At 44.2% G+C, this 24,382-nt stretch carries 23 protein-coding genes; 3 read left to right on the top strand and 20 right to left on the bottom strand.

Annotated features, from left to right (window positions below; genetic code table 11):
• The first annotated feature begins 173 nt into the window (after positions 1-173).
• Complete coding sequence (locus tag AC50YO_RS10875; protein ID WP_494846848.1) at positions 174-1,139, top strand: helix-turn-helix transcriptional regulator; 966 nt, start codon at positions 174-176, stop codon at positions 1,137-1,139.
• A gap of 184 nt (positions 1,140-1,323) precedes the next feature.
• Here AC50YO_RS10875 and AC50YO_RS10870 read toward each other — a convergent pair whose 3' ends face one another.
• The 7 genes from AC50YO_RS10870 to AC50YO_RS10840 form a co-directional block, all read right to left on the bottom strand.
• Positions 1,324-1,626 carry a hypothetical protein gene (locus tag AC50YO_RS10870; RefSeq protein ID WP_494846847.1) on the bottom strand — a complete coding sequence of 101 codons (303 nt, stop codon included), beginning with the start codon at positions 1,624-1,626 and terminating at the stop codon, positions 1,324-1,326.
• A 94-nt stretch (positions 1,627-1,720) separates the two neighbouring features.
• Positions 1,721-2,125, bottom strand: a complete 405-nt coding sequence (locus tag AC50YO_RS10865; RefSeq protein WP_494846846.1) for a hypothetical protein — start codon at positions 2,123-2,125, stop codon at positions 1,721-1,723.
• A 604-nt stretch (positions 2,126-2,729) separates the two neighbouring features.
• On the bottom strand, positions 2,730-3,488 hold the full coding sequence (locus AC50YO_RS10860; RefSeq protein ID WP_494846845.1) for an ABC transporter ATP-binding protein: 759 nt from the start codon (positions 3,486-3,488) through the stop codon (positions 2,730-2,732).
• 7 nt (positions 3,489-3,495) lie between these two features.
• Positions 3,496-5,814, bottom strand: coding sequence for an ABC transporter permease (locus tag AC50YO_RS10855; protein WP_494846844.1), 2,319 nt, complete (start codon positions 5,812-5,814; stop codon positions 3,496-3,498).
• On the bottom strand, positions 5,799-7,103 hold the full coding sequence (locus tag AC50YO_RS10850) for an MFS transporter (protein ID WP_494846843.1): 1,305 nt from the start codon (positions 7,101-7,103) through the stop codon (positions 5,799-5,801). Before AC50YO_RS10850 ends, AC50YO_RS10855 begins: the two co-directional genes overlap by 16 nt.
• Positions 7,100-7,741: a TetR/AcrR family transcriptional regulator gene (locus AC50YO_RS10845; RefSeq protein ID WP_494846842.1), complete on the bottom strand. Its 642-nt coding sequence runs from the start codon at positions 7,739-7,741 to the stop codon at positions 7,100-7,102. Before AC50YO_RS10845 ends, AC50YO_RS10850 begins: the two co-directional genes overlap by 4 nt.
• A 215-nt stretch (positions 7,742-7,956) precedes the next feature.
• A complete protein-coding gene (locus tag AC50YO_RS10840; protein WP_494846841.1) occupies positions 7,957-8,877 on the bottom strand; it encodes a VOC family protein in 921 nt (306 codons plus the stop codon).
• A gap of 170 nt (positions 8,878-9,047) precedes the next feature.
• On the opposite strand from AC50YO_RS10840, the gene AC50YO_RS10835 reads away from it, so the two are divergent.
• Positions 9,048-9,395 carry a collagen-like protein gene (locus AC50YO_RS10835; protein ID WP_494846840.1) on the top strand — a complete coding sequence of 116 codons (348 nt, stop codon included), beginning with the start codon at positions 9,048-9,050 and terminating at the stop codon, positions 9,393-9,395.
• Between the two features lie 114 nt (positions 9,396-9,509).
• On the opposite strand, the gene AC50YO_RS10830 is transcribed toward AC50YO_RS10835, so the two are convergent.
• Positions 9,510-10,367 carry a LysR family transcriptional regulator gene (locus tag AC50YO_RS10830; protein ID WP_494846839.1) on the bottom strand — a complete coding sequence of 286 codons (858 nt, stop codon included), beginning with the start codon at positions 10,365-10,367 and terminating at the stop codon, positions 9,510-9,512.
• 129 nt (positions 10,368-10,496) lie between these two features.
• On the opposite strand from AC50YO_RS10830, the gene AC50YO_RS10825 reads away from it, so the two are divergent.
• The gene (locus AC50YO_RS10825; protein WP_494846838.1) at positions 10,497-11,474 is read left to right on the top strand and encodes a zinc-binding dehydrogenase; all 978 of its coding nucleotides are present in this window, start codon (positions 10,497-10,499) and stop codon (positions 11,472-11,474) included.
• Positions 11,475-11,604: 130 nt separating this feature from the next.
• On the opposite strand, the gene AC50YO_RS10820 is transcribed toward AC50YO_RS10825, so the two are convergent.
• The 12 genes from AC50YO_RS10820 to AC50YO_RS10765 form a co-directional block, all read right to left on the bottom strand.
• The gene (locus AC50YO_RS10820) at positions 11,605-12,135 is read right to left on the bottom strand and encodes a GNAT family N-acetyltransferase (protein WP_494846837.1); all 531 of its coding nucleotides are present in this window, start codon (positions 12,133-12,135) and stop codon (positions 11,605-11,607) included.
• A 275-nt stretch (positions 12,136-12,410) separates the two neighbouring features.
• The gene (locus AC50YO_RS10815) at positions 12,411-13,514 is read right to left on the bottom strand and encodes a P-loop NTPase family protein (RefSeq protein ID WP_494846836.1); all 1,104 of its coding nucleotides are present in this window, start codon (positions 13,512-13,514) and stop codon (positions 12,411-12,413) included.
• A gap of 744 nt (positions 13,515-14,258) precedes the next feature.
• Complete coding sequence (locus AC50YO_RS10810; RefSeq protein WP_494846835.1) at positions 14,259-14,681, bottom strand: hypothetical protein; 423 nt, start codon at positions 14,679-14,681, stop codon at positions 14,259-14,261.
• Positions 14,682-15,683: 1,002 nt separating this feature from the next.
• Entirely contained in the window at positions 15,684-16,775 is a 1,092-nt protein-coding gene (locus AC50YO_RS10805) for a prephenate dehydrogenase (protein WP_494846834.1), read from the bottom strand.
• A 4-nt stretch (positions 16,776-16,779) separates the two neighbouring features.
• Positions 16,780-17,877, bottom strand: coding sequence for a histidinol-phosphate transaminase (gene hisC, locus AC50YO_RS10800; protein WP_494846833.1), 1,098 nt, complete (start codon positions 17,875-17,877; stop codon positions 16,780-16,782).
• 174 nt (positions 17,878-18,051) lie between these two features.
• Positions 18,052-18,858 carry a tryptophan synthase subunit alpha gene (gene trpA, locus AC50YO_RS10795; protein ID WP_494846832.1) on the bottom strand — a complete coding sequence of 269 codons (807 nt, stop codon included), beginning with the start codon at positions 18,856-18,858 and terminating at the stop codon, positions 18,052-18,054.
• Positions 18,855-20,051, bottom strand: a complete 1,197-nt coding sequence (gene trpB / locus AC50YO_RS10790; RefSeq protein ID WP_494846831.1) for a tryptophan synthase subunit beta — start codon at positions 20,049-20,051, stop codon at positions 18,855-18,857. Before trpB ends, trpA begins: the two co-directional genes overlap by 4 nt.
• A complete protein-coding gene (locus AC50YO_RS10785) occupies positions 20,051-20,716 on the bottom strand; it encodes a phosphoribosylanthranilate isomerase (RefSeq protein WP_494846830.1) in 666 nt (221 codons plus the stop codon). Before AC50YO_RS10785 ends, trpB begins: the two co-directional genes overlap by 1 nt.
• Positions 20,716-21,510, bottom strand: coding sequence for an indole-3-glycerol phosphate synthase TrpC (gene trpC / locus AC50YO_RS10780; protein ID WP_494846829.1), 795 nt, complete (start codon positions 21,508-21,510; stop codon positions 20,716-20,718). Before trpC ends, AC50YO_RS10785 begins: the two co-directional genes overlap by 1 nt.
• Positions 21,497-22,552 (bottom strand): anthranilate phosphoribosyltransferase, encoded by a 1,056-nt coding sequence (trpD, locus tag AC50YO_RS10775; RefSeq protein ID WP_494846828.1) that lies wholly within the window; start codon positions 22,550-22,552, stop codon positions 21,497-21,499. Before trpD ends, trpC begins: the two co-directional genes overlap by 14 nt.
• On the bottom strand, positions 22,549-24,120 hold the full coding sequence (trpE, locus tag AC50YO_RS10770; RefSeq protein WP_494846827.1) for an anthranilate synthase component I: 1,572 nt from the start codon (positions 24,118-24,120) through the stop codon (positions 22,549-22,551). Before trpE ends, trpD begins: the two co-directional genes overlap by 4 nt.
• Positions 24,117-24,365, bottom strand: a complete 249-nt coding sequence (locus tag AC50YO_RS10765) for a hypothetical protein (protein ID WP_494846826.1) — start codon at positions 24,363-24,365, stop codon at positions 24,117-24,119. Before AC50YO_RS10765 ends, trpE begins: the two co-directional genes overlap by 4 nt.
• Positions 24,366-24,382 lie beyond the last annotated feature (17 nt).

Raw genomic sequence — 24,382 nt, 5'->3', positions numbered from 1 at the left:
CTCCTTTGATCTTGTTTATTGCGTCATACAATGAAGCTGACTTTTTCTTTAAAGGTTGTATGCTGCCATTATCCACACTCCTTTTTAAATGAATCAAGTCATTTGTTTTTCCACTTGATAGGTTTATAATAACGATAAACCATGTCAAAATATGATACTGTTTAGAGGGCCTAATGAAAAAAGTAGAACGGATTAATATCATGATGCGGTACATCAACAACCGCGCCCATTTTACCATTTCGGAAATTATGCATGAGTTTAACATCTCCCGTTCGACAGCTATTCGAGATATCAGGGAAATTGAAGCGATGGGAATGCCTCTAGTCGCCGAAGTCGGGAGGGACGGGGGCTATTTTGTGATGAACAACTCCGTCCTGCCCACTGTTCGCTTTACCGATAATGAGATTAAAGCGCTTTTTATCGCCTTTATGGCCACAAGAAATTTGCAACTCCCTTATCTCAAGAGCCGCCACTCTTTAGCGGAAAAATTGCTCGGACTCATCTCTCAAAACCAGCAGGATGATCTTGTTCTGTTGAATCAAATCTTGCTCTTCGAAGGTACCAACCCTCACAATCCCGACCTGCTTGACCTATCAGATCTGCCCCACCCTATGTTAGAACAACTCATCCAGCTCCTACTTAAAGACTGCTACTTAGTGGTGTTCGTCGAAGAAGGAAGGGAATTAAAATCCTATCCTATCTATCTCATGCGTTTATATCGTGAAAAAAGCTCTTGGCAAATTGAAGGCTTTGATCTAGAGGAGGAGAAGAGACGGATTATTCCTGTCGATAATCTCGCCGATGTCAAACCATACCCCGAGAAAAAAAGAATAAGCAAGAAAAAAATTGTAGAAAAACTAAGCAAGCAAGGAGAAGCCATCAACCTAATCCTCGAACTTGGTCCCAAGGCGATTGCCCAGTTCAAAAAGTACCATCCTTTAAAAATTTCAATTTCATACACGAATCCTTATCAAACTACGGCTATTTTAAAGGCGTTCATCCATGTTCAGCATCCAGATGAAGTGGCCGAAATAACAAATTGGCTGCTTTTCTTAGGGAGAGATATCAAGGTCAAGGAAATACCGAAGGAAGTTGTTGAAGGATTGCAGGAGAGAGTAGATATATTAGAGAACAAGTAATTGACCATAACTACGGCTTGTAAAGTTCATTGAAGATAAAGCGATCGCATAGTTTCGATTTATGAAAGAGACATTTCCACACTCCACTCCACGAAATGTGTTTTGACGTATATGCACGACACAAAAAAGAACACCCCCAGAAAAACTAAGAAGTGCCCTTTATTTTTATTAAACAATTTTATTATTAACCATTACCTACTTTGATGATGTAATCATATACCAATGTACCGGAGGCGTTATAAATTTTAACTGGAACCGTTGTAGAAAAAAACGTTCTTACCTTTCCAGTAGAGGTAATCTCAATCCATGTATTATCATACACGTACGAGTAACCTGGTGAATAAGGAAGACTATACCAAGAATAATGAGTTGGTAAAGTTATTACTGTTGCGGCAGCATGAACAGGAGTTGACAGGGGCCCAACGGCAGCAGCGCCTGTAGCTATTGACGATGCTATTACAGCTGATAACAAAATCTTTTTAAACATAGTTCTATTCCTCCTTAAAATTTGTATTCTAGCACAACTAGAGTATACATATCCTAATTTGGAATTACAATACATTTTTAATTAAAATTACCTTCTAATCTAGCTTAGGTTGATCCAACTTACCAGCTTGCTGATTTAACAGATTTACTATTTCCTTTGAATTAACACTCATCCCATCATCAATATACTGATTCTTATTAGAGTTGGAAATTAACCGTGAATAATTTTCTGTACTTGTCGCTTCGTCCTCAACTAGTTTTGTTTCACTTAATAGAACCTTTGTTCCGTTTGAAGTCACAAGATACTGCCTTGTATAAGCTCCCTCCCTAGCTGTAACCAATTTACCCTTTTTTTCTACTGATTTGTCCTTCTTCTCATCGTCTTCTTTCTGTTCAACTGTCTGTACGAGAAGCGTTGATTTAAATAACTCATTGTTAGTTGATAGATTGTTGCGTTGCTTAAAGTGATAAACGCTAGGACTAGAATTAGTAATACGCAAGAACAAACACCCTCTTCGAATGGAATTTTTTTGAAATAATTGTAACATATCTTTTAATATCGGTAACTGTTCTTTAGAAATGAATACAAATTGCGAATTGGACAAAAAAGGGATGCTCGCGTTTATCCTTTGAGGAAATTACAAGAGTTGTAAAAAAATATTTATAGGATCATACTTGCGAGGGTGGAAATTTAATAATTCAATGATCGATTCACTTTTTCTTTCTATCCTCCAATTATGTAATGCTGGTTAAGAATCCATATCAAACTGCACGACAATTTTATGATCATCAGCAGGAACACATTCGGGAAGTAGGGATTCAAGGGAGTTAACTAAATCAATTATCGGTTCAGTTAGAAAACTTGGGAAAATATAGATTTCAGAATTCCGAATTTGTTCAGCGTTATTCGAATAATACTCTTGAAGTTCCACATCGATATACTTTATATCCAAAGTGAAATGGGTTTTCGTATCTAGGTAGTCCCGCTAGTATAAATCTTGCCTCTTTCTAAAAATACCAATTCCTTCTTTTAACGAGTCCTAATTGAGCAATTTCTTTACAAGTCAATCTGTTTAATCTACACGACTCGTCCTTATATGCAAATCATATGCCTATTTCTCTCATTTTCATTGCTACCAGCTCTACCCTGTCATCCATATCATTCCCTTTATACTTCGGAAGTCTCAATTCATCGACGATTACTCCATCATGCATGAATAGAATTCGCTCCGTTTGCGCAGCCACCTTGTTGTCGTGGGTAACTAGCATAACAGCAGTGCCCTCTGCATTAATCTCGGATAGCAGGTCCATAATCTCCTGTGCGGATATTGAGTTAAGTGCGCCTGTTGGCTCGTCTCCAAAAATAATTTTCGGGTTATTCATAAGAGCGCGGCATATTCCCGCACGCTGAAGCTGACCACCCGACACCTGCGTTATGTCGCGCTTTTCAAGCTCTGCGATGTCTACCCTTTTCATTAGCGATCTAGCTTTTTCTGTCAATTTCAAGACATTTCTTCTGTTGTCCCTCATGGACGGAAGTAGGATGTTGTCGAGAATATTCAAGTTTTTCAACATCGTCGGCTGCTGGAATATAAACCCCATGGTTGTTCTGCGTAAGTCTGAAAGCTCATTTTCTCTGATCTTCGACAAATCCTTGCCGTCAACGAGTACCTTTCCAGCATCCACTCCGTCCGTTCCACTGAGCACATACATCAGCGTTGATTTTCCCGAGCCCGAGGGACCCATAACCGATACGAACTCTCCTTCATTGATTTCAATAGATACGCCGTCCAGTACATTGCGCTTTTCATCGCCTTGGCCAAAAGATTTCACAATACGCTCGCCGATAATCATCTGCTTCATAGGGCTACTACTCCTTTATATTTTCGGAAATTGTAATATGTCCTGCACGCGATGTGCCGATTATTGTTGCTATAAGCACTGAGCCCATCAACATCAGTGGACTAAGCAAATACGCAGAGAGCGAATCGACCGAAAAATGAAATGTTGTCGCTCCGAACGAGGACAACACCGCACCCGCAAGCATTTCTCCAAGCGTGTTAGCCAGCAGCGTACCGAGAAGAATGCCTATTACAAAAACGAATACCGATCGCGATATATATTGCTTCTGAATATCCGAGCTGGTATACCCGAAGGCTTTCATGACGGATATAGAATATTTGTCCTTCATCACTAGCATGTTCATAAACAGCAAGGTAACCAGAAACGCTATGATCAGGGCGATTGCAATAGCTGTATACGATCCTTTTTGAACAGAGCTTATGGTCGATCCATATGTCTGCGCTATATATTTATCAATGTCCGAAACCTTCGCATAATGGAACTTGTCTGTATATTCCGCAACTTTGCCGGCGGCAAGCGCTGGATCGGCCAGTTCCGCATAAATGACATACCACATAATAGGAGCTGACTGGTCAGAGAAAACAGCCTTTGCTGTTTTTCCACCGTTTGTAATATCTGAATAAATGCCGCTTACCTTGAGATTCTTCTTCTTCCCTTTCACCATGAGCGTAACAGTAGCACCGGTCTTTTTGCCCAGCTCACTAGCGTTTAATGCCGAAAGTGCAATTTCATTCTCTTCGACAGGCGCTCTGCCCGCGGAATACTGTACCGGGAATATAGAATGATCACCAAGCTCAACTTTCATCCTTTCCTCTGAGCCATCAGCCATTTTCACTTTAAACGTTTTGGTTGTAAGCGCGGCATAGGCGGTAATGGCACTGTCTGTGCCCATCGTATGTATCGTTTCAGCCGCTTTATCAGCTATATGGTCAGTCTGCTGAATATCGATGCGCATATCACTGCTGCCAATCCCCATATATTTGATGAAGCCATTCGAGGAAATCGTATTGTACAGGTTCTGCGGAACGATCATGATAAATGACGAAATGACAAGTACTGCAAGCATGGTGGCATAAAGCTTTTTTCTTGCTAGAACATCTTTGATTCCGAGAAATATATTCGTACTAAACAGCCGATTCCCGCTCAAAGTAAATCGCTTTGCGCCTGTGTTGTTTTCTTGTGAAGCCCCAAAACGGATCGCTTCAGCGGCAGATATTGTCCGAAAGCGCCGCAGCACGCCGGTAACATAGGCCATTATGGCAATGCATACAAGCAGCATTCCGATGATTCCGAACAATGAGGCTAATGTTGTATGCTCACTGTCCCCCATATAAAGCCGGATATTTTCTAAAAGTATCCCTTTGAAAACGAAAGAAAGCGTGAAACCGAGAATGCCTCCTGTCGCCGCAATGACCGCATACTTTGCCAAATAGATTTTCTTAATATCAAAATCACGCAGACCTACAGCCTTCATAACGCCAATTTCACGATAATCATCCTCGATTTTTGCAAGAAGCGTAAAGCGTATGCACAAGAATGAAATGATCACGACAAGCACGCTTATAAGCAGAATAACTCCAATCATCATTCCATCAGAAAGTGCGTTAAGCATTTTGAATAGTGGATAGGTAACCGTTGGTCCGTTCGCTTCTAACCCAGCTGATGCATACGCCGTTTCGAATGCGCCGAGCTCCGTCATATCCTTTAATCGAAATTCAATGAGGTACTCCATACTTCCAAGGCTCTTAATGTCTGCGTAATCGTTTGGACTGACAAGAAACCGCTTGGAGGAGGACAGTGCAGCATTCATCTGCGAATCCCGTAAAAATCCCGCAACAGTAAATTCCTTCCCACCAATGATAGCCCTGTCACCAACCCAAGTAGTGCCGTCCTTCATATAGCTTATCGGGACAAAAAGCTCGCCATCAGACGGGTTAATGATGCTGCCGTTTAGATCGAGCAGATAATCGAATGATTTGCTTTGGACGCTGAAGCCGTTGTCCTGAATGCTATTGGCGAGCGAGCTGCCGCTAAACCTAATCTGCGATCCGTCTAAGTTCAGAAACTCAACGACCTGAAATTCATCGACATGGCTGTTTTCCTCCGCAAATGCCTTGAGCCTCGCCATTTCAAGCTCACCCGAATGCATCTGCATAAAATGAGGTGTTTTTGCCGCTGTCATCAGGTTATCCAGCGCCCCGGTAAGATTAACCGCAAGAATCGCCGCTAGTGAAACAAGCATTGCTGCGGCAGCAACAAATAGCATGGTTGTCAGCGTAACAGCTTTGCTCTTTAATATGTCATTGCGAATTATTCGGTAATACATACGGCACCCCTGTTCTCTAGCTGTTTCACCGATTTTATTTGATATAGAATGACCGAAAATGTACATAGAAGAAGTCCGGCAGTAATAATAAGAAATCCTGTCCCTCTGCCGCTCCCTATTCCGATGATTTGCCCTATACTGCTGCTAAGCAAGCCGTCGCCTTCGGCTAACAAAGGAGTGAACACGTAATCCGCAAGTACGCCCGAACAAGCATATGCAGCTACAAAGCCTAATTGTGAAATGACCCCAATAAGCCCCCAGGCTCTCCCTTGAACAGAATTTTCAACATTTGTGCGGATGAGAAAATCCAGGCTCGTGTTTGCAAATGGAAGCATAGCAAAAAACAGAAAACCCGAAACGCTAATCATTACAATATTTTCACGCAGCCCGAATAGTGCCATAAATATTCCAGCACAAAACAGGGAAGCCGAGAGCATTTTCACATAGCCTTTTTTGATAGGAAGAATACCCATAATGACACTTGTAACTAACATTCCTGAGGCGGCAATCGTTTCAACCGTTCCCAATACAGTGGTGCTATTCGTAAAAGCAAGGATCATCGGCACCGAAAGCGTCTCAATAAAGCCGATGAAAAATAAAATGGCCGACATCATAATCACAAGCACCAATACACCTCTATTTTTAGAAACGGCGCCCCAGCCTTCCTTGAATTCAGCAATGAAAGATGTTGCCTCTTCTAATTTCTTCGAGCTTAAACCTTTTCGTACAGCCAGCGTAGATAATACGGTAACAAACAAGGTACAAATATCGATGATTAATAGCAGCTTTATATCTGAAAAGGAGAGCAGAGCTCCGGCAATTATCGGTGAAATCAGATATTTGGCAGAACCAGCGACCTGAACTAGACCACTTGCCTTTGTATACTGCTCTTCGGTAAGCAAATCCGTAATGGTAGCTTTGTACGCAGGATCAAGCAGTGATGAAAACACAGAGCTTATAGTTACACCCACACAAATCTGCCACAGCTGTACTTCGCCAAAAAGCATGCAAATCAAAATATATATAAGTCCCGTGGCAGAGAGACTATCGCCCAGTATCATGAGAAGTCTCCGATCATACCTGTCAGCAAGCACACCTGCCAAGGCACTTAGTAGAAGCGAAGGCATAAATGCAAGTAAAGTGACCAGCGCCATAGCCGACGCCTTCCCTGTTTGCTCAAAAACATAAACCCCTAGGCCAAATGAAGTAAGCCCGCTTCCTATCGCTGAGCAAAACTGCCCCGACCACAATAGGATAAATTTTCGGAATGAGTTCGAAGCATTATTCATGGCTTCCCTCTGCTGCTGCCAAAGATCTCCATGATAGGCATGAGGCCGCCGCTTTCGACACCCAGTAACCTTTCTAAATTGAAGATAAAGGCCAGCATACGAGAGACTCTCTCTTCATCCGTCATATCAACCTTATCGCCATCAAAAATAGTGTTCGCATAAATAACAACCATTTCCATGCATTCATACGGATAGGGTGTATGGAACAGTCCCTGCTCAATACCCTCGCGGATAATTCCAGTCAGTATTGGAGTAAGACCGCGGATAATGACCTTCTCGATTTTCTGATGCATAAGTGCATTTTGCGGCTTATGGATATGCTCCATAATTTCCTTACTGCTTTTGCCGCTAATATTCATGGACATTACCACGCGAATAATGCGCTCGACTATGGGCACCCTCTTATCCGCCGCATTTTCCTGCGCTGCATCTAATAGACGGATGCTATACCGATCAATTAGGGCGTCCATAATATACTCCTTCGACTTGAAGTGATGATATAAGGTCCCACGCGCAATGCCGACCTTTTCGAGAATATCGTTTGTACTCGTTCCGTCAAACCCCTTCTGACTGAAAAGCTCATCAGCCACATCGAGTATCTCATTTCTTCTTTCTTCGGCGTCTTTTACAACTCTCACTGATATACCTCCTCAAACTACCGACCGACTGTCTGTCTACTTAACAATACCATAATATTCCTCGTAGTCAAGAAGTCACGATTAAAGTCGATTTCAGCAAAAAACCATCCGCTTATTACACATAGCAAAAATCCACAACCCTTATGGTTGTGGATTTACGTCTGGAGGTAAACTATGGTTGTCCAGAACCACAATTCGCCGCCGCTATACTTATATTATATTTTGTATGCATTTTGCAATTCTACAAGATCAAATTTCTTCATACTGAGAAATGCTTTTGTTACGGAAGCAATTTGCTCTGGTGTACCCTTGCTCATCATCTCATCCATCTCTCTCGGCACGATTTGCCAGGACACACCATACTTATCTTTCAGCCAGCCGCATTGCTCGGCTTCAGGAACTGCCGATAGCTTGTCCCAATAATAATCAATTTCAGCTTGGTTGTCGCAATACACCATGAATGAAACTGCCTCATTGAAACTAAATCTATGCTCGTGCGCACTTTCCATTGCGACAAACCATTGATTCTCAAGCATGAAATCAGCGAACATGATCGTCCCTTCTTTGTCAGGTTCCATGCCTTTTGGGTAGCGTGTAGTAAGGCCCTGCTTTGAATTCTTAAATACGGATAAGTAAAAATGAATCGCCTCCTCCGTTTTTCCGCATATATCACCGACAAACAATAGCGAGGGTATGATCGCGGGCCGAACTTCACTTTCTGAGTTAATAAGAAATAACTGCCACGTCAAACCATACTTGTCCTGGATCCAGCCAAACCTTTCACTGAACGGATACTTATCCAGCGGCATTAATGCTGTGCCGCCATCAGATAATTTGTTCCAAACCTCATCGATTCTTTCTCTCGCATCTTTGTCTCGAGATAGGTCGAAATTAACCATGAAAGATACAGAAGGATTAATTTTAAAATAAGGTCCTGCGCTGATCGCCATGAACTTTTGGCCCCATATGTCAAAAGAGACCAAGTGGCTATCCCCAGATGGTGTGTTATGCAAAGTGGTTACATTGTTAATCTTCGAGTCCGGGAACAAGGAAGCATACAACTCTGCTGCCTCTTTGGCCTCCTTGTCGTACCATAAATGTGGAACGATTTTTTGATCTGTTAAACGAAATGACATTATCAACAGCTCCTTTATGGTGTAATTTTGACAACTCTACATTGATATATACCATAGTTGAGCCATTCACGCACTGTTAAGAATAAACTAATACAACTAGGGGAGCCCATTCACTTATCTCCACTCCTACATACAATGTTTTAGCCCACCAATTAAGGAGTGACACAATCATGTCATTTATCCCACCACCTCCTCCAGGTCCCCCAGGATTTCCTGGTCAGCCGGGACCGTCAGGACCGCCAGGTTCATCAGGACCCCCGGGCATTATGGGACCCAGCTCACCTCCACCGGGATTCATCCCTCAGCAGCCTGCAGCTTCGTCCTTTGCTGTCGACCCGGGAGCGATTGCTGGTTGTTTGTTTCGGAATACGTATGTTTGGCTCGTGAATAGAAATCAATTCTGGTTTTTCCCAATTTTCGTAGGACGTACCTCGGTTGCGGGGTTCCAGTGGAACGGAAGGTTTTGGGTATATACCGGATTGAGCTTGCAGTCCATTCAATCCTTTACGTGCTTCTAAATGAACAGGGAAAAAGCTCCATTCCACAGTGGAACGGAGCTTTTCCCGTCATAGAACTTCGATAAATTCAGTGAACCGACAACATTCGACACTATTAATATGGCGGGTTAACTATTATTGCTTAGCTTCAACGAGTTGTATTAGCTTTGTCAACGCACTGGAGTAAATTGAATCCTGTCTATGTACAAACCATACCTGCAAATCTCGGTACTCTTCAGGTAAGCGGTGGGAGGCGACTATACCCTTCTCTTCCGCCTTGACAATCGATGATCGTGGTAGCATAGAAACACCGAGCCCAGCGGATACCCCATCTAGAATAACTGCTAATGTACCAAATTCCATAATCTGATATGTGGTCAGGCCAGTTCCTCTCAGAAAACTCTCCGCTTTTGCCCGATGCGTACATCCAACATCGAAAAACAACATCGGCTTCAAAAGCAACTCGTGCATATCGCTTTTTCCCGGCTCCGAGATCAGTACCAGCTCCTCTTCAAAGGCCTCGACATATTCTATATCTGGATGGTCAATGGGTCCATAGACAAAAGCCCCGTCAAGCTCGTAATCCAACACCTTTTGTAAGAGAGTATGTGTTACATCCGTCATGAGCGAGACATGAACATCCAGATATTGAGATTGATATTCGGCCAATAGAGGCGTCAGATGAATGACAGCAGTCGCTTCAATCGAGCCTATCCGAAGAGGCCCTGATGGATGGTCCGAGTATTGTGTAGATTTCACTGCCTCGTCTATTAGAATCAGTATTTTATCCGCATATCCCAGTAAATTCTCGCCAGCCTGCGTCAGCGTCATCCCTCGATTGGATCGCCGAAAAAGAGGTGTTTTCAACTGCGCCTCAAGATACTGAATTCGGTTCGTCACATTAGACTGTACATAGTTCAACATTTGCGCAGCCTTGGTTATGCTCCCCTCTCGAGCTACAGCTTGAAATATTCTTAAATCTCCACTTTCCATTTCTATGTCACCTGCTTGGTATGATCATTTATGATACTCACATTCGGTTTTGTTCATTTTACTGTATGATTCCCATTCTGTACAATTCACAATAGATTCACTGAAATACGACTTAATGGAGGAATTAGAATGAAAGCAATCGTACACGGCTTGAAGGGCTTGACATATGAAGATGTTAGTGACAAACAACCGGGCTTCGGCGAAGTAAAAGTGAGGCTGAAATCTGCGGGGTTGAATCATCGAGATTTATTTCTCATGGCGGATCGAACAGCTAAGAATGCTCCCCTAATTATGGGTTCAGACGGCGCTGGTACAATTGAAGCGATAGGTGATGGCGTAACAAATCTTACAGTAGGTACCGATGTCATCATTAATCCGTGTATCGGATGGGAAACCGCCCACGATGTCCCGACCGTTCCAGCCATTGTGGGCGGTCCTTCGGATGGAACATTTGCTGAGTCGATCATCATCCCCGCGCAAAATGCCGTCAGCAAACCTGCTTACTTGTCTTGGGAAGAAGCTGGCGTGTTGCCCTTGTCTGCCTTAACGGCCTATCGGGCTTTGTTCACGAGAGGTCGCTTACAGCAAGGCGAACATCTCCTTATTCCGGGTATTGGAGGCGGTGTGGCGACTTATGCCATGCTTATGGCTTCAGCGGCGGGTGCACGAGTCAGTGTCACATCTCGCAGTGAAACAAAGAGGCAAGCTGCTCTTGCATATGGGGCATCCCATGCCTTTGACAGTCATAGCGATTGGAAGGAAAGTATGGGAGGAGAAAGCGTGGATCTCATTCTGGACAGTATCGGGCCAGCGACGTTCCAACACTACTTCGATGTCATTAAACCGAATGGCCGTATCGTAACATTCGGCGCAAGCTCAGGAGATCGAATAGAATTAGCAGCTCGATCCATATTTTACCCCCAAATCAGTATCATCGGCACCTCAATGGGAAGCAGTGAAGAGTTCATTGCGATGCTTCAATTTATGGAACACCACTCAATACGTCCTATCATTGATAGTGTCTATCCTTTACAAGACACCCTTCAAGCCTTTCAGCGAATGCAACAGGGAGAGCAATCTGGGAATATTGGAATAAGAATAGATTGAGACATATGAAATACAGATAGACCGCTTATGGAAATGGACCCCTAAAAGTCACGGCCTGCATCTCTACATTCGTCGGGGCCAGCTTGCTTTTCGTTCCTCGACAAACATAACCTGAATACTAAACATTACTTTATTCAGCAGTAATCGCAAACAAAATGTGATCTTCCCACGCACCGTTAATTTTTAAATATTTCTTTGCTAGTCCCTCATGTCTAAATCCTGCCTTTTCTAAAACTCGGATAGATGACAAGTTCTTGGGCATAACCCCAGCTTGAACACGATGTAAACCGATTTCATTAAAGGCACTTTTCAAACATAAAGAGACTGCCGCTGTTGCATAGCCTTTGCCGTTATGTTTTTCATCAATAAAATAACCTAAATTTCCATTTTGGAAAGGACCTCGAGCAATACCACTCAGTGCTATTCTTCCTACAAGTTCATCCGTCTCTTTAAGAAAGATTCCAAAAGTATAAGCTTGATCGTTAGCTGCCCCTTGAATTCCAGCTGCAATTTCTCTTTCCTGTCCTTCTAGGGTGAAATGTGATTCATCCCTGATTGGTTCAAACGGTTGATAAAAATTACGATTTCTTATCTTTAATTCAAGAAGATTGCCTGCATCTTTCATCTCAAGATACCTTAAATAGATGTCATTGCCACTCAAATAATATCAATCCTTTCTAAAGTAAGAAATGAAACGCCTACGATATCATTCCCACACAAATCCTTACCTCATATGTATACAATTTATTCGGTTGTTCTCTTTTCCTTATAAAAATACACCTCCTCAAGTATCATCGGTTTCCCATATGGGTTTTTCCAATGTCTACTATAAGGGGTGCACTTCAAAGTGGGCTGAGGTATTTCTTGTTATCCCTATCAGTTAACCGGCTCTTGTCGATTTTGAATTACAGAAGTCACTGATGACTTTTTAAAAATTCAGTTCAAAACTTTACTAAAAACAGTTCCTTTTGTCGTCCATTTCTCACAGAGCTGTCCCCCTATAAGAGCTAGGTCTTCACCGTTAATTTGAATTCTTACGGGAATATCGCTTAATGAAAACTCCATTTTTGATTTAGGTAATATTCTCTTTCTTACACCACTTGTGGTAATAAAATAATCGCCCGAGATTTCAACATGCTGATCTAGCTTATTATTATAGTATATTCCACTGGGATACGCCCCACTCTTATGATCAGATTGAATATAAGGTAAGTCCAAAAACCGGAGTAATGAGTGTTGGTACTTCGACCAATTCCCTTCCGTGATTTCTAAAGCGAGTTTTGGAAACGGTGCAATGTCAAAGAGCTTATATGCATATTCTCCGTAATCAAGCAAAAACATTTTATACCCCTCGCTGCCAGAGGGACGATTTATATAGTAGGGTCGATTTCGATCTCTTTCCCAGATACTCTCTAGAAAACGCACTCCACGATCTTGAACGAGATAGTCGATAGTATCATTCGTATTTTCTCGATAGTAATAAACCAGTGAAGGGTTAAGCGGCGTAATGATATCGAAAAGCTGCTGAATAAAATATCGGAGCTCCTCATATGATTTTCCTTCTAACAAAAAACTGTAGATTTGAAACTGGAATATACTGCTATCCAATATGATGATTTCGTCTGAATTTAGCTGTTTTTTCACAAAGGATCTCCATTTTTCAACAGCTATTTCCGTATAACGATTGATAGAATAATTCCAAACATCATATTGTTTCAAGTCGAGGATGGCCTCTTCGGAGAAAAAAGCATGTTGATTCCACTTAATGTCCAAAAGATCGATTCCGTAAGAATCGCCATGCTTAATAGCCAATTCCCCCAAGATCGAAGCCGTTTGAGGATAGCGTGAAATATAATCACGATACTCAACCTCACCCAGGGACGCCTCGAAGAAAAAAAGTGTAGGATGAGGTCGGGCTACTTCATGAACCCACTTCGCTCGTCGGCCATTTCTCTCCAGTTGATCCAATAGAAATCCCGAATTTGTAGATTTTCCTGTAGACGGAAGACCTTCCATTAGGATGAGCTTTGTTTGTTTCATTCAACGAACCTTCTCCTTCACCATGTATTTGGATCCTCTTTATTCTAGCAGCTCTTGCTTGCACCAGATGATCATACTTATACTCCACAAAGTAATTGCTGCCTCGATTGAATCTTAAGGCTCAATGATGTGCGTTTCGTCATATTCGAAGAGTAGCTGTGTCATCACAAAATGATACCATTCTTTAATAGGAATGCAACGTTCATATGATACGCTCCACCTTTTGACGATTCCGAGTAACAACTTCTATCCTGGCTGATACCTTGTATGATTTAGGTGTAAGAATGTAGGTGTTGTCAAGCTTATGCTCATTGTACAAGCATAACCGCAATGTACATTCTACTACTGCAAAAAAAACCACTCCGGAGGAGTGGTCAGCCTTCATGCTGAAAGCTATAGGATTTGGATAGGAGGGGAGAGTCCTATCCTGAAACTGTACTCGTAGTTTTCGAGATTCACCCTTTCTTCTTGTTGTCGGATGACAACTCCCCTCAACTCTACGTATCGTATCGGCTTAGCCGCAGAAATAAAAACAACGTTCATGCTTTTATCCGGAAACGCTGTTTTTTTTCTTTTATATTTTCAATCGAGCTACATATTGGTCTAGCTTTACGTAACTTCAATATAATCTTTTGCTGGCATCTTCAACTTAAAGACAAATCTTTTAATGCTGACTTGCTTCATATTTTTTAATGATATGGCCTTCGCACCAGACATCCCAAATTTTCGATTCGTCAGACTTCATTAAGGAACATAGGTGATGGTAGCGGCGCCGAGTGAGTTGCCATTTACCTTTTTCGTGATTACAACATAGGTGATATGCTCTCCACTAACATAATCGTCATCAACGTATAAGGTATATCCATAAGTTACCGTTGCTTCTTTAATTACATATTCCCCATTTGCTTTTTGCTGGATGCTTCTGATGACAACCACATCGCCGGAAGGGGAATTCTCGGCGTACCCCCACTTAAGAATACGTTGGGACCGCGATGCACTTAAGAATTGAAGATTAACAATTTGTGCTGGAACTTCGTAGCTTGAAGTAGCTAAGCTTGACCCAGTAACGCTTGACGTAGCGAAGCTTGATCCAGCAAAACTTAACAATAAGATAACAGCAAATACGGCGGAAACCGCTGATTTAAAACCCATTTTTTTGTGCTCCATAATTATCCTCCAATGTTCATTTGTTTTTAAAATATAGGTATTCCTGTCATTCGTATTCGTTATATCTGAACAACTGTAGAGCCTTATAACCAGGAATATCGCGAATAATGCCGTTTAGTGAATAAGTAAGGTGGCAGAGGCAGACATCGCCGGCGTCAACGTAAATATTACTCAGCAGAGCAACATTGCTGATAACAAATCGTTTTTTTCATCATTCATCACGATCCTTTCAATTTGATTTTGTTTTGAATTCAATATTCTTCAGTTCGAGCCTTTCAAATTTAAGTAAACGCTTACTCAGAAGTTTTAAATCTCCTTCGTTTGATTTTTATATCATATCATGTAATTTATGGAATGTAAAAACATTATTAGAGATCAATTTTTATCTAACCAAGAAAAAATAAAGCGTATACAATTTATTTTTATAAAATAAAAGATATTCGGATATATATATCATTACATATTTTAAACAATAACATTGCATTTCTTGTTAAATATGATTAATTTTTATTATATTAATTAATTAAACTTACAATAATTATTATCCATAATTACAACTGCAGTTTCTGTGGAATAAGGAAGTGAGCAATTTCAGAAAATAGTTTTCGTATAAAATGGTTTTCTGTAATGACTTTCGCTACTGCCGCAGCTTGAGCGGCCGACATCAGGCGATGGAATTGAATTTCGTATAGGGAAGTGTGTTCGTTTCAATTATACCTGCTCACTTACAAACTTATCGCTATTTTAATTCTGATTTGCAATAAGGATTTGTATAAAAAAAAAAAAAAAAAAAACCACTCCGGAGGAGTGGTCAGCCTTCATGCTGAAAGCTATAGGATTTGGATAGGAGTGGAGAGAAACCATACTGTACTTTTATTATATGAATACGCTTCCATATTGTCAACTGTTTTTTTGTAAACGCTTTAAAATCCAATCCTGAGCGATCATCCCCAATGCTTTGCCCTAACAAAAAAAAGAGCCTCCGCAGAGGCTCTAATAGAGTTATTGATGTACAGAATAGCCTGCCTTGCCCAAAATAACAATGGCTTGATCCAAATCCTCTTGTGTTCGGAAAGAAAGACGCAGGACGCCCGGTACTTCTTCCCTGCTCTCTTGAATATTAATATTGCTCAAGTTAATTCGCTCATTGCCAAGCACACTGGCAATCTTGCCGATAATGCCTGGATGGTCGGGAATATCGACATAGCAATCATACGTAGAATGAATCATCCCTTTGCGGCGTTCCGGCAAACGACTGCGGAATTCGCCAGCCAAGCGGAACTCCTCTTCGACCGCCTGTCCATCTTCCCGCTCCAGTATCTGAACGAACTTTTCTGTCTCAGCATTCCAATCCTTCAGCAGCTTGAGCAGCACTCCCCGATTATTAACGAGGATATCGCGCCAAACGACCGGATCACTAGCCGCAATTCTCGTAATATCACGGAAACCGCCTGCTGCCAGCGATTCATACAATCCATTGCTTTCATTGTAGCCGCGGATTTGATTAACAAGTGCCACAGCAATAATATGCGGCAAATGGCTAATCGCACCGACGATCTCGTCATGAGAATGAGCATCCACGCTAACAATATGCGCCTTCGTATGCACTAGAAGGCTTTTTAGCCTCTCCAGCGCTTCAGGAGGTGTCGTGCTGTCAGGCGTTAATACATAATAAGCATTCTCGAATAAATGCGTAGATGCCGCCTCTACCCCAGAACGTTCGGAACCAGCCATAGGATGGCCGCCAATAAAAGTGACCCCTTGCAGCTCAAGGCTTCGTGCGCATTCTGCTACGGATGCTTTCGTACTGCCTACGTCCGTGAGGATGCATCCAGGCTTCAAGGACAGCTTGTTAAGCTCTGTCACATACTCTGCCAAGTTGCCGACGGGCACGCATAAAAAGATGAAGTCGGCTCCTTCTGCGGCCTCTTGAATGGATGTAGTCGCATAATCGACCACACCACGTTTCATATATTTGTCAACAGAGGACTGTCGGTTAGAATAGCCAACCACCGTTACGCCCGGTTTGCCCTTAAAGCATAACGCCAGCGAGCCTCCGATCAAGCCTACTCCGAAAATTGCAATTTTCACCATAGGATTATCCGTGCACCGCCGATTCCTGCAAGACTTGCTCCAGCGCAGCAATGAACTTTTCATTCTGTTCTTTGGTGCCGACAGATACCCGCAGATAGGTTGGATAATAAGTCCAACGCGCTCTCGTTATAATCCCTTTGAGCAGCAGTGCCTGGAAGATCTCCGGCGATGAGGTCTTGACATCCACCATCACAAAATTGCCCTGGGCAGGGAAATAAGATAAGCCCATACGATCAAATTGCTCGCAGAAGTAAGCAATGCCCTCAGCATTCTTCTCGCTCACAAATTCAATAAAAGCAGTGTCGCGAAGTGCCGCTCTAGCAGCTGCTTGAGCAAGTCTCGTCGTATTAAATGGTTCGCGAACCTGATTAATGTAGCGGATGACTTCAGCATGTGATACGCCATATCCGATCCGTAAAGAAGCCAATCCGAATACTTTGGAGAATGTACGCAATACGATCACGTTCTTGTAGCTCGGAAGCAGCTTGATTCCATCTGGATATTCCGCATCCTTTACGAATTCACAATAAGCCTCGTCCAGAACAACCAATACATGCGCAGGCACCTTATTTAAAAAGCCTGTCAGCTCAGATTCGGATACAATCGTACCCGTCGGGTTATTCGGATTGCATACCCAAATAATTTTCGTACGGCTGGTTACTTTCGCCAGCATCGCATCCAAGTCATGCTTGCCGTCTTTCAGCGGCACTTCGATAATCGTCGCATTCTCAACCTCTGCATTATGTTTATATTGCGAGAAGGTTTCATCTGCCATAATGGTTTCATCGCCAGCCGCCAGAAAAGCTCTTGCCAGCATAAGTATAATTTCACTAGATCCCGTACCGAAAACGATCTGATTCTCATCAACGCCTAATTGTGCCGCTAATGCAGCAGTCAGCTCAACGCTCGCTCCGTCCGGATACATGTTGATATTGTCTAATTCCTGTATAATTGCCGCTTTGACTTGCTCTGAGCATCCGTATGGGTTCTCATTAGAAGCAAGCTTAATGACTTCTGTTAATCCAAGCTCCCTCTTGACGTCCTCAACCGGCTTGCCTGGCTGATAGACAGGAAGGTGCACGATATTGCTTTTTGGCTGCATGTGCCGTTCACCTCTTTATTATAATGACTCGCTATTGTAACCTGTTGTCTATTGTCTCACATCTTGTTTCCCTTTAAAAGAGTTTAAGCACGGAATCCATACTTCTACCTGCTGATTATGCACAAAAATACCCCTTGCTTGTATGCAAGGGGTACTCTATATAGGGCGATCCGTCTATCCTTTCAGCTCCGCAACGAAATCGCCAATCTGCTGAAGGCCCGCTTCCCGCTGATCCTCATCGTTCAATAAAGGAATCGTCTCCTCGATTTTGCGAACGATCGCGCTGCCTACAACAACTCCATCGCATTGCTTGGAGAAGCGCTCTACCTGCTCGCGGCTGGAAATGCCGAAGCCGATCGCTATCGGGAGATCCGTCGCCTCTCTTACCGTTGCGAGAAAATCATCAATGCCCGTATGGAATTCAGCACGAACACCTGTAACACCGAGCGAAGAGACACAATAAACGAAGCCGCGCGCTTGACGGGAGATACGCACAACACGATCCTTGGATGTCGGAGCGACTAGAGGGATCAGATGGATCCCGGCAGCCTCTGCCAGCAGCCTAACCTCTTCATCCTCCTCCATCGGAAGATCAGGAATAATTAGGCCGCTTATTCCCTTCTGCTTCACCAGCTCCATGAAGGCTTCGAGTCCGAACTGCAGCACGGGATTGAAATAAGTAAACAAAATGAAAGGAATGGTCACGCCAGCTTCACGAGCCTGTGCGACCGTTTCAATGCAATCTCTAATGGATATCCGATGAATTAATGCTCTTTGGGAAGCACGCTGAATAACTGGACCGTCAGCCAGTGGATCGGAATAAGGAACACCGAGCTCGATCATATCAGCTCCCGCTTCCTCCAGCTTCTTGATAATCGCAATAGTCGTACGGATATCGGGATCACCCGTCGTAATAAATGGCATAAGCGCCGTTTTCCCTTCACTTTTCAGCCGTGCAAAGGCAGCATCAATTAAATTCATTTCTGTTCGCCTCCAAGATAGCCCATAATAGCTTCAACGTCCTTGTCTCCGCGACCTGATAAGCTGACTACGATGATCTTATCTTTATCCAGGGTCGGAGCAAGCTTAATGGTTTGTGCAATCGCATGTGCTGATTCTAATGCAGGAATAATGCCTTCTGTACGAGACAGCAGCTGAAGCGCATCAAGCGCCTCCGCATCACTAATTGGGAAATATTCCGCACGTCCAGAATCCTTCAAGTATGAATGCTCAGGTCCGATTCCGGGATAATCCAGCCCTGCAGATATGGAATGGGCAGGCAGTACCTGTCCGAATTCATCCTGCAGCAAATAGCTCATAGACCCTTGGAATACACCGTGGCTGCCCTTAGTCATCGTCGCGGCATGCTCATCCGTATCTATGCCGCGTCCAGCCGCTTCAACTCCAATGAGACGAACGGACTCATCTTCCACGAACGGGTAAAAAATACCGATGGCATTGCTGCCGCCGCCGACTGCAGCTACCACATAATCAGGAAGTCTGCCTTCTTCCGCTACAATTTGTTTGCGAGACTCGTCGCCAATAATACGTTGGAAGTCTCTTACGATCATTGGATATGGATGAGGACCCGTCGCTGAGCCTAGAATATAATACGTATCTTCAACGTTGCTAACCCAGTAGCGAAGCGTCTCATTGCAAGCATCCTTGAGCGTCCGCGTTCCGGATAGAACGGGAACGACCTCTGCACCGAGAAGCTGCATGCGGAATACGTTCAACTGCTGACGCTTCATATCCTCTTCGCCCATGAATACTTTGCATTCAAGACCGAGCAGCGCTGCTACCGTTGCCGATGCTACACCATGCTGGCCAGCACCCGTCTCAGCGATAATTTTCGTTTTGCCCATACGCTTTGCGAGTACGCCCTGCCCTATCGTATTATTGATCTTATGAGCGCCTGTATGGTTCAGGTCCTCACGCTTCAAGTACACCTTTGCGCCGCCCAAATGCTCACTTAAACGTTCAGCATAATAGAGGGAAGTAGGACGTCCTGAGTATTTGTGCAAAAGATATTTTACTTCATCTTGAAATTCAACGTCCTGTGAATAATGCTTGTATGCTGTCTCAAGCTCCAGCAAGGCATTCATCAATGTCTCCGGCACATACCGCCCACCGAATTTGCCATAGCGTCCATTCTCATCTGGAAATTGGCTCATTATTCCATCACCCTTCTTACAAATAGTCTGATTTTGTCGATATCCTTTATGCCGTTCGTTTCTACTCCGCTTGATACATCTATGCCATCCGGCTTATATTGCGTAAGCAGCTGTCCTACATTATCCACATGGAGACCGCCCGCAACGTATAAAGGCACACCAATTTGTTCTGCCGCTGCTTTGTACACCGAAACTACATCCCAATCAAACGTCTGGCCTGTTCCACCGCCTGCTGTATCAATAAGAACCGCATCTACGATTCCTTTATAAGGAGCAAGCGTCTCGTTAGCGAGATTCTGATCCGAAGTGTCCTCTCTCCCGATGGAAAATACTTTCCATAGCTTAACCGGGAGCTCCTCCTTAATCGAATGCAGCAGCTCCAATGGCTCTTGCCCATGAAGCTGTACAATATCAAGCTTGGTGAGTTCGACTATATCCTTTAATTGCTTCAGCTCCGGGTTAACAAAAACACCTACTGTAAGCGGGCGCAAGCCTCCAGCCGTCCGTAAGCGATGAGCCGCTTCAATAAGTGCAGCAGCAGCCATAGGCTCTACCTGGCGTCTGCTTGGAGCAAAGATAAAGCCGATTTCATGAATCGGCAAGCCATCCATTAAGGCTATGGTAGCCGTATCCTTCAAGCCACAAATTTTGATGCGCGGTGCCATTATGCGTTCACCGGCCCTAGCAGATCAATAACCGCCTGACCCGCATCCGGTTGACGCATGAAATGCTCTCCGATCAAGACGCCCTTCGCACCTACCGATTGGAGATAATCCATGTCGGCTCTTCCGGCAATTCCGCTCTCGCTAATGACGGTAACATGACTAGGCATCAGGTCAATAAGCGCTTCTGTCGTATGCAGATCCGTCACGAAGGACTTCAGATTGCGGTTATTGACGCCAATTAGAGTTGACTTATTCAGCTCCAGCACTTGCTCCAGCTCCACACGGTCATGGACCTCCACTAGTACGTCCATGCCCAGCGACAGAGCAACATCATAGAGCTCCGATAATTCGGACGGCTTAAGAATTGCCGCAATAAGCAGAATAGCGTCGGCGCCTATTGTTCTTGCTTCGTACACTTGCCGGTAATCAATAATAAAGTCTTTGCGCAGCAAAGGTACGCTCACAGTCTCCTTAACTAGGCTCAAATAATCATTAGACCCTTGGAAGTAATCACGATCCGTCAGCACGGATATGCAATCTGCGCCTGCCCGTTCATAAGCGGCTGCAAGCTCCGCCGGATGAAAGTCGGGACGAATAAGCCCTTTGGAAGGCGAAGCCTTCTTTACTTCGGCAATCAGACCGATGTCACGCTTGCGGCCTGTAGTCAATGCACGTTCAAACCCGCGGCAAGCAGGAAGCTCGGTAATTTGGCGCTCATATTCTGCGAGTTGGAATTGCGCAGCCAACGCGGCAACCTCTTCTCGTTTCGTAGCGACGATCTTATCCAGAAACATGTATCAACTCTCCTGTCGTGTGTATAAGCGCATGCAGCTGCTGCTCCGCTTTGCCTGAATCAATCATTTCCGCTGCTATTGCAGCACCTTCTGTCAAGGTATCCGCAAGGCCTCCTACATAAATACAGGCGCCCGCATTCGCTAATACGATATCGCGGTAGGCTCCGCGCTGCTCACCGCGGAATATAGCGCGAATAAGTGAAGCATTCTCCAGCGGATCGCCGCCCATTACCTCGGTAATCGGATATCGTGTTAGACCAAGCTCTTCCGGCGTCAGCTCATACGTTCGAACCTCGCCATGTAGCAGCTCCGATATTTGAGTCGGGGCAGATATGCTTATTTCATCCAGCCCATCATGGCTGCTGACAACCATCGCTCTTTTTACACCAAGCTCACTCAGCACAGAAGCGACCGTCTCCGTCTTGCTCCGATCATATAGGCCCAACAATTGACGATCGGCACCAGCGGGGTTCGTCAACGGACCCAGCATATTAAATATCGTGCGAATGCCCAGCTCACGGCGAGGTATAGCCGCATGCTTGAGTGATGGATGATACAGCTGCGCGAACATGAAGCAAATGCCGATCCGATTCAAGCAGTCTGTTGCTTGCTCCGGCGTAAGGGTAATCTGCACCCCCAAGGCTTCCAGTACGTCTGCGCTGCCAGCCTTGCCGGACATTGCCCGATTGCCATGCTTCGCTACGCGAATTCCGGCTGCAGAAGCAATAATTGAAGATGCCGTTGAAATATTGAATTTATGAATGCCCGATCCGCCGGTCCCGCAAGTATCCAGCAGTCCCTCTTGCTTCGTGTGTACATGGTTGGACAGCTCACGCATCACTTCGGCAAATCCGGTAATTTCTTCCTTTGTTTCACCTTTCATCCGAAGAGCTGTAATGACACCGGCTATCTGAACAGGCGTGGCTTCGCCCTTCATAATAATTTCCATAACTGCGCGGGCTTCCGCTCTAGATAAATCCGCATTGCCCATTATTTTGTTCAAGGCCGATTGCATCGTGATCGATTCTGTAAGGAAAGTCATTGTCCTACCCCCTCTTTGGCATGAACGTAATAATCGGTATTTACCGCATTACGTTCATCGGACAGCGAGCCCTTTTTCGCAAATAATTGCTCAGCAGCGCGAATCGCCTTCAGCATTCCCTTCGCTTTGTTCACCGTCTCCAAATATTCATTCTCAGGAACCGAATCCCATACAATGCCTGCCCCGCTCTGTACATAGGCTTTTCCATTCTTGAAAATAATCGTTCGAATCGTAATGCAGGTATCCAGTGATCCGCCGAATCCAAGATAGCCGATCGCACCTCCATAAGCGCCTCTCGCTTCATTCTCAAGCTCTGCAATGATTTCCATCGCTCTCAGTTTAGGTGCACCGGATACCGTACCCGCAGGAAGACAGGACAAGAAGGCATCAAAGAAATCCTTATCTTCCCGCAGCTTGCCTGATACGTTAGAAACGATATGCATCACATGGGAATAACGTTCGATCTCCATATAGGAGTCACAATGTACAGATCCGAATTGCGATACTCGCCCGATATCATTACGGCCAAGATCAACCAGCATCAAATGCTCTGCCCGCTCTTTCTCATCCGCCAACAAATCAACCTCTAATGCCTGATCCTCTTCAGGCGTTTTGCCGCGTGGACGGGTTCCTGCGATAGGCCTTGTTTCCACCTTGTCGCCATTGACCTTCACAAGCGCTTCCGGCGATGTGCCGACGATAACTTCTTCTCCCATTTTTAAATAGTACATATAAGGGGAAGGATTCATCGTGCGAAGAACTCGATAGACGTGGAGAGGATCGATATCCGTCTCAATATTGAAGCGCTGCGACAATACTACTTGAAAAATATCTCCTGAACGGATATATTCCTTCGACTTCTCAACATTAGCAATATACTGCTCTTTGGTGAGATTCGATTGAATATCGCCAAGATCGGGATCATGATCAATTGTTGAGCCTGTTGGGACAGGAATTTCTACCGGCTGCTTGATCCGTTCAATCGTTGCTTCTATCTTAGCAACAGCCTCAGCATAAGCCTGCTCCACAGCGGCATCCGTCGCCACTTGCGGGATATGAACATTCCCAATGATCTGCAGCTGCTGCTTAAAGTGATCGAAGACGATTACTTGATCACAGAACATGAACTGTAAATCATTCATAGCAAGATCATCGATCCTGTGCGCGGGAAGCTTCTCGTAATATTGCAGCAGATCATAGCCGAAGAACCCTATTGCCCCGCCTGTGAAAGGCGGCAGCCCCGGCATAGATAAGCTCCGGAACGAGCGCAGATGCGCTTTAAGCAGCTCGATCGGCTGATCATCAAGTATTTGCTTCTGACCATTGCGCTCAAGCACCATTCTGCCATTCTTCCCATACAGCATCATGAAAGGGTCGGTACCAATAAAAGAATATCTCGCCCATTTCACTCCGCCTTCAACGCTTTCCAGCAGGAAGGCATGCTGTTCCTTGGCAAAATGCTGAAACAATCGAATCGGCGTTTCCGTATCCGCCATCATATAACGTGCAATCGGAATAAGATTATATTGGCCCGCTAGCTTCTTTACTTGCTGCAATTCACTTGTCATAGAGGTATCCTCCTTATGGTTGCTGCTACTTCATGGAAGAAGGAGCAGTACATGTCATCGGTATAACGAAATAAAAAAAGCTCCTGCGGAAGCAGGAGCGTTGGTTGGCGATGATTGCGAAAGTGATTGCCAGCAAATAAAGAATAGACCATGGGCGTCATGAAATAACAAATAACATTCCTCGCCCTGAGGAAACTACTCTCTACTGTACTGCTCTCGTCTCTGCTCTGCTCATCTCTACTCAACTAAAAACCTGCTAACA

The sequence above is a fragment of the Paenibacillus sp. J22P59 genome, assembly GCF_059383895.1.
This window is presented reverse-complemented; position numbering and strand designations above follow the sequence as displayed.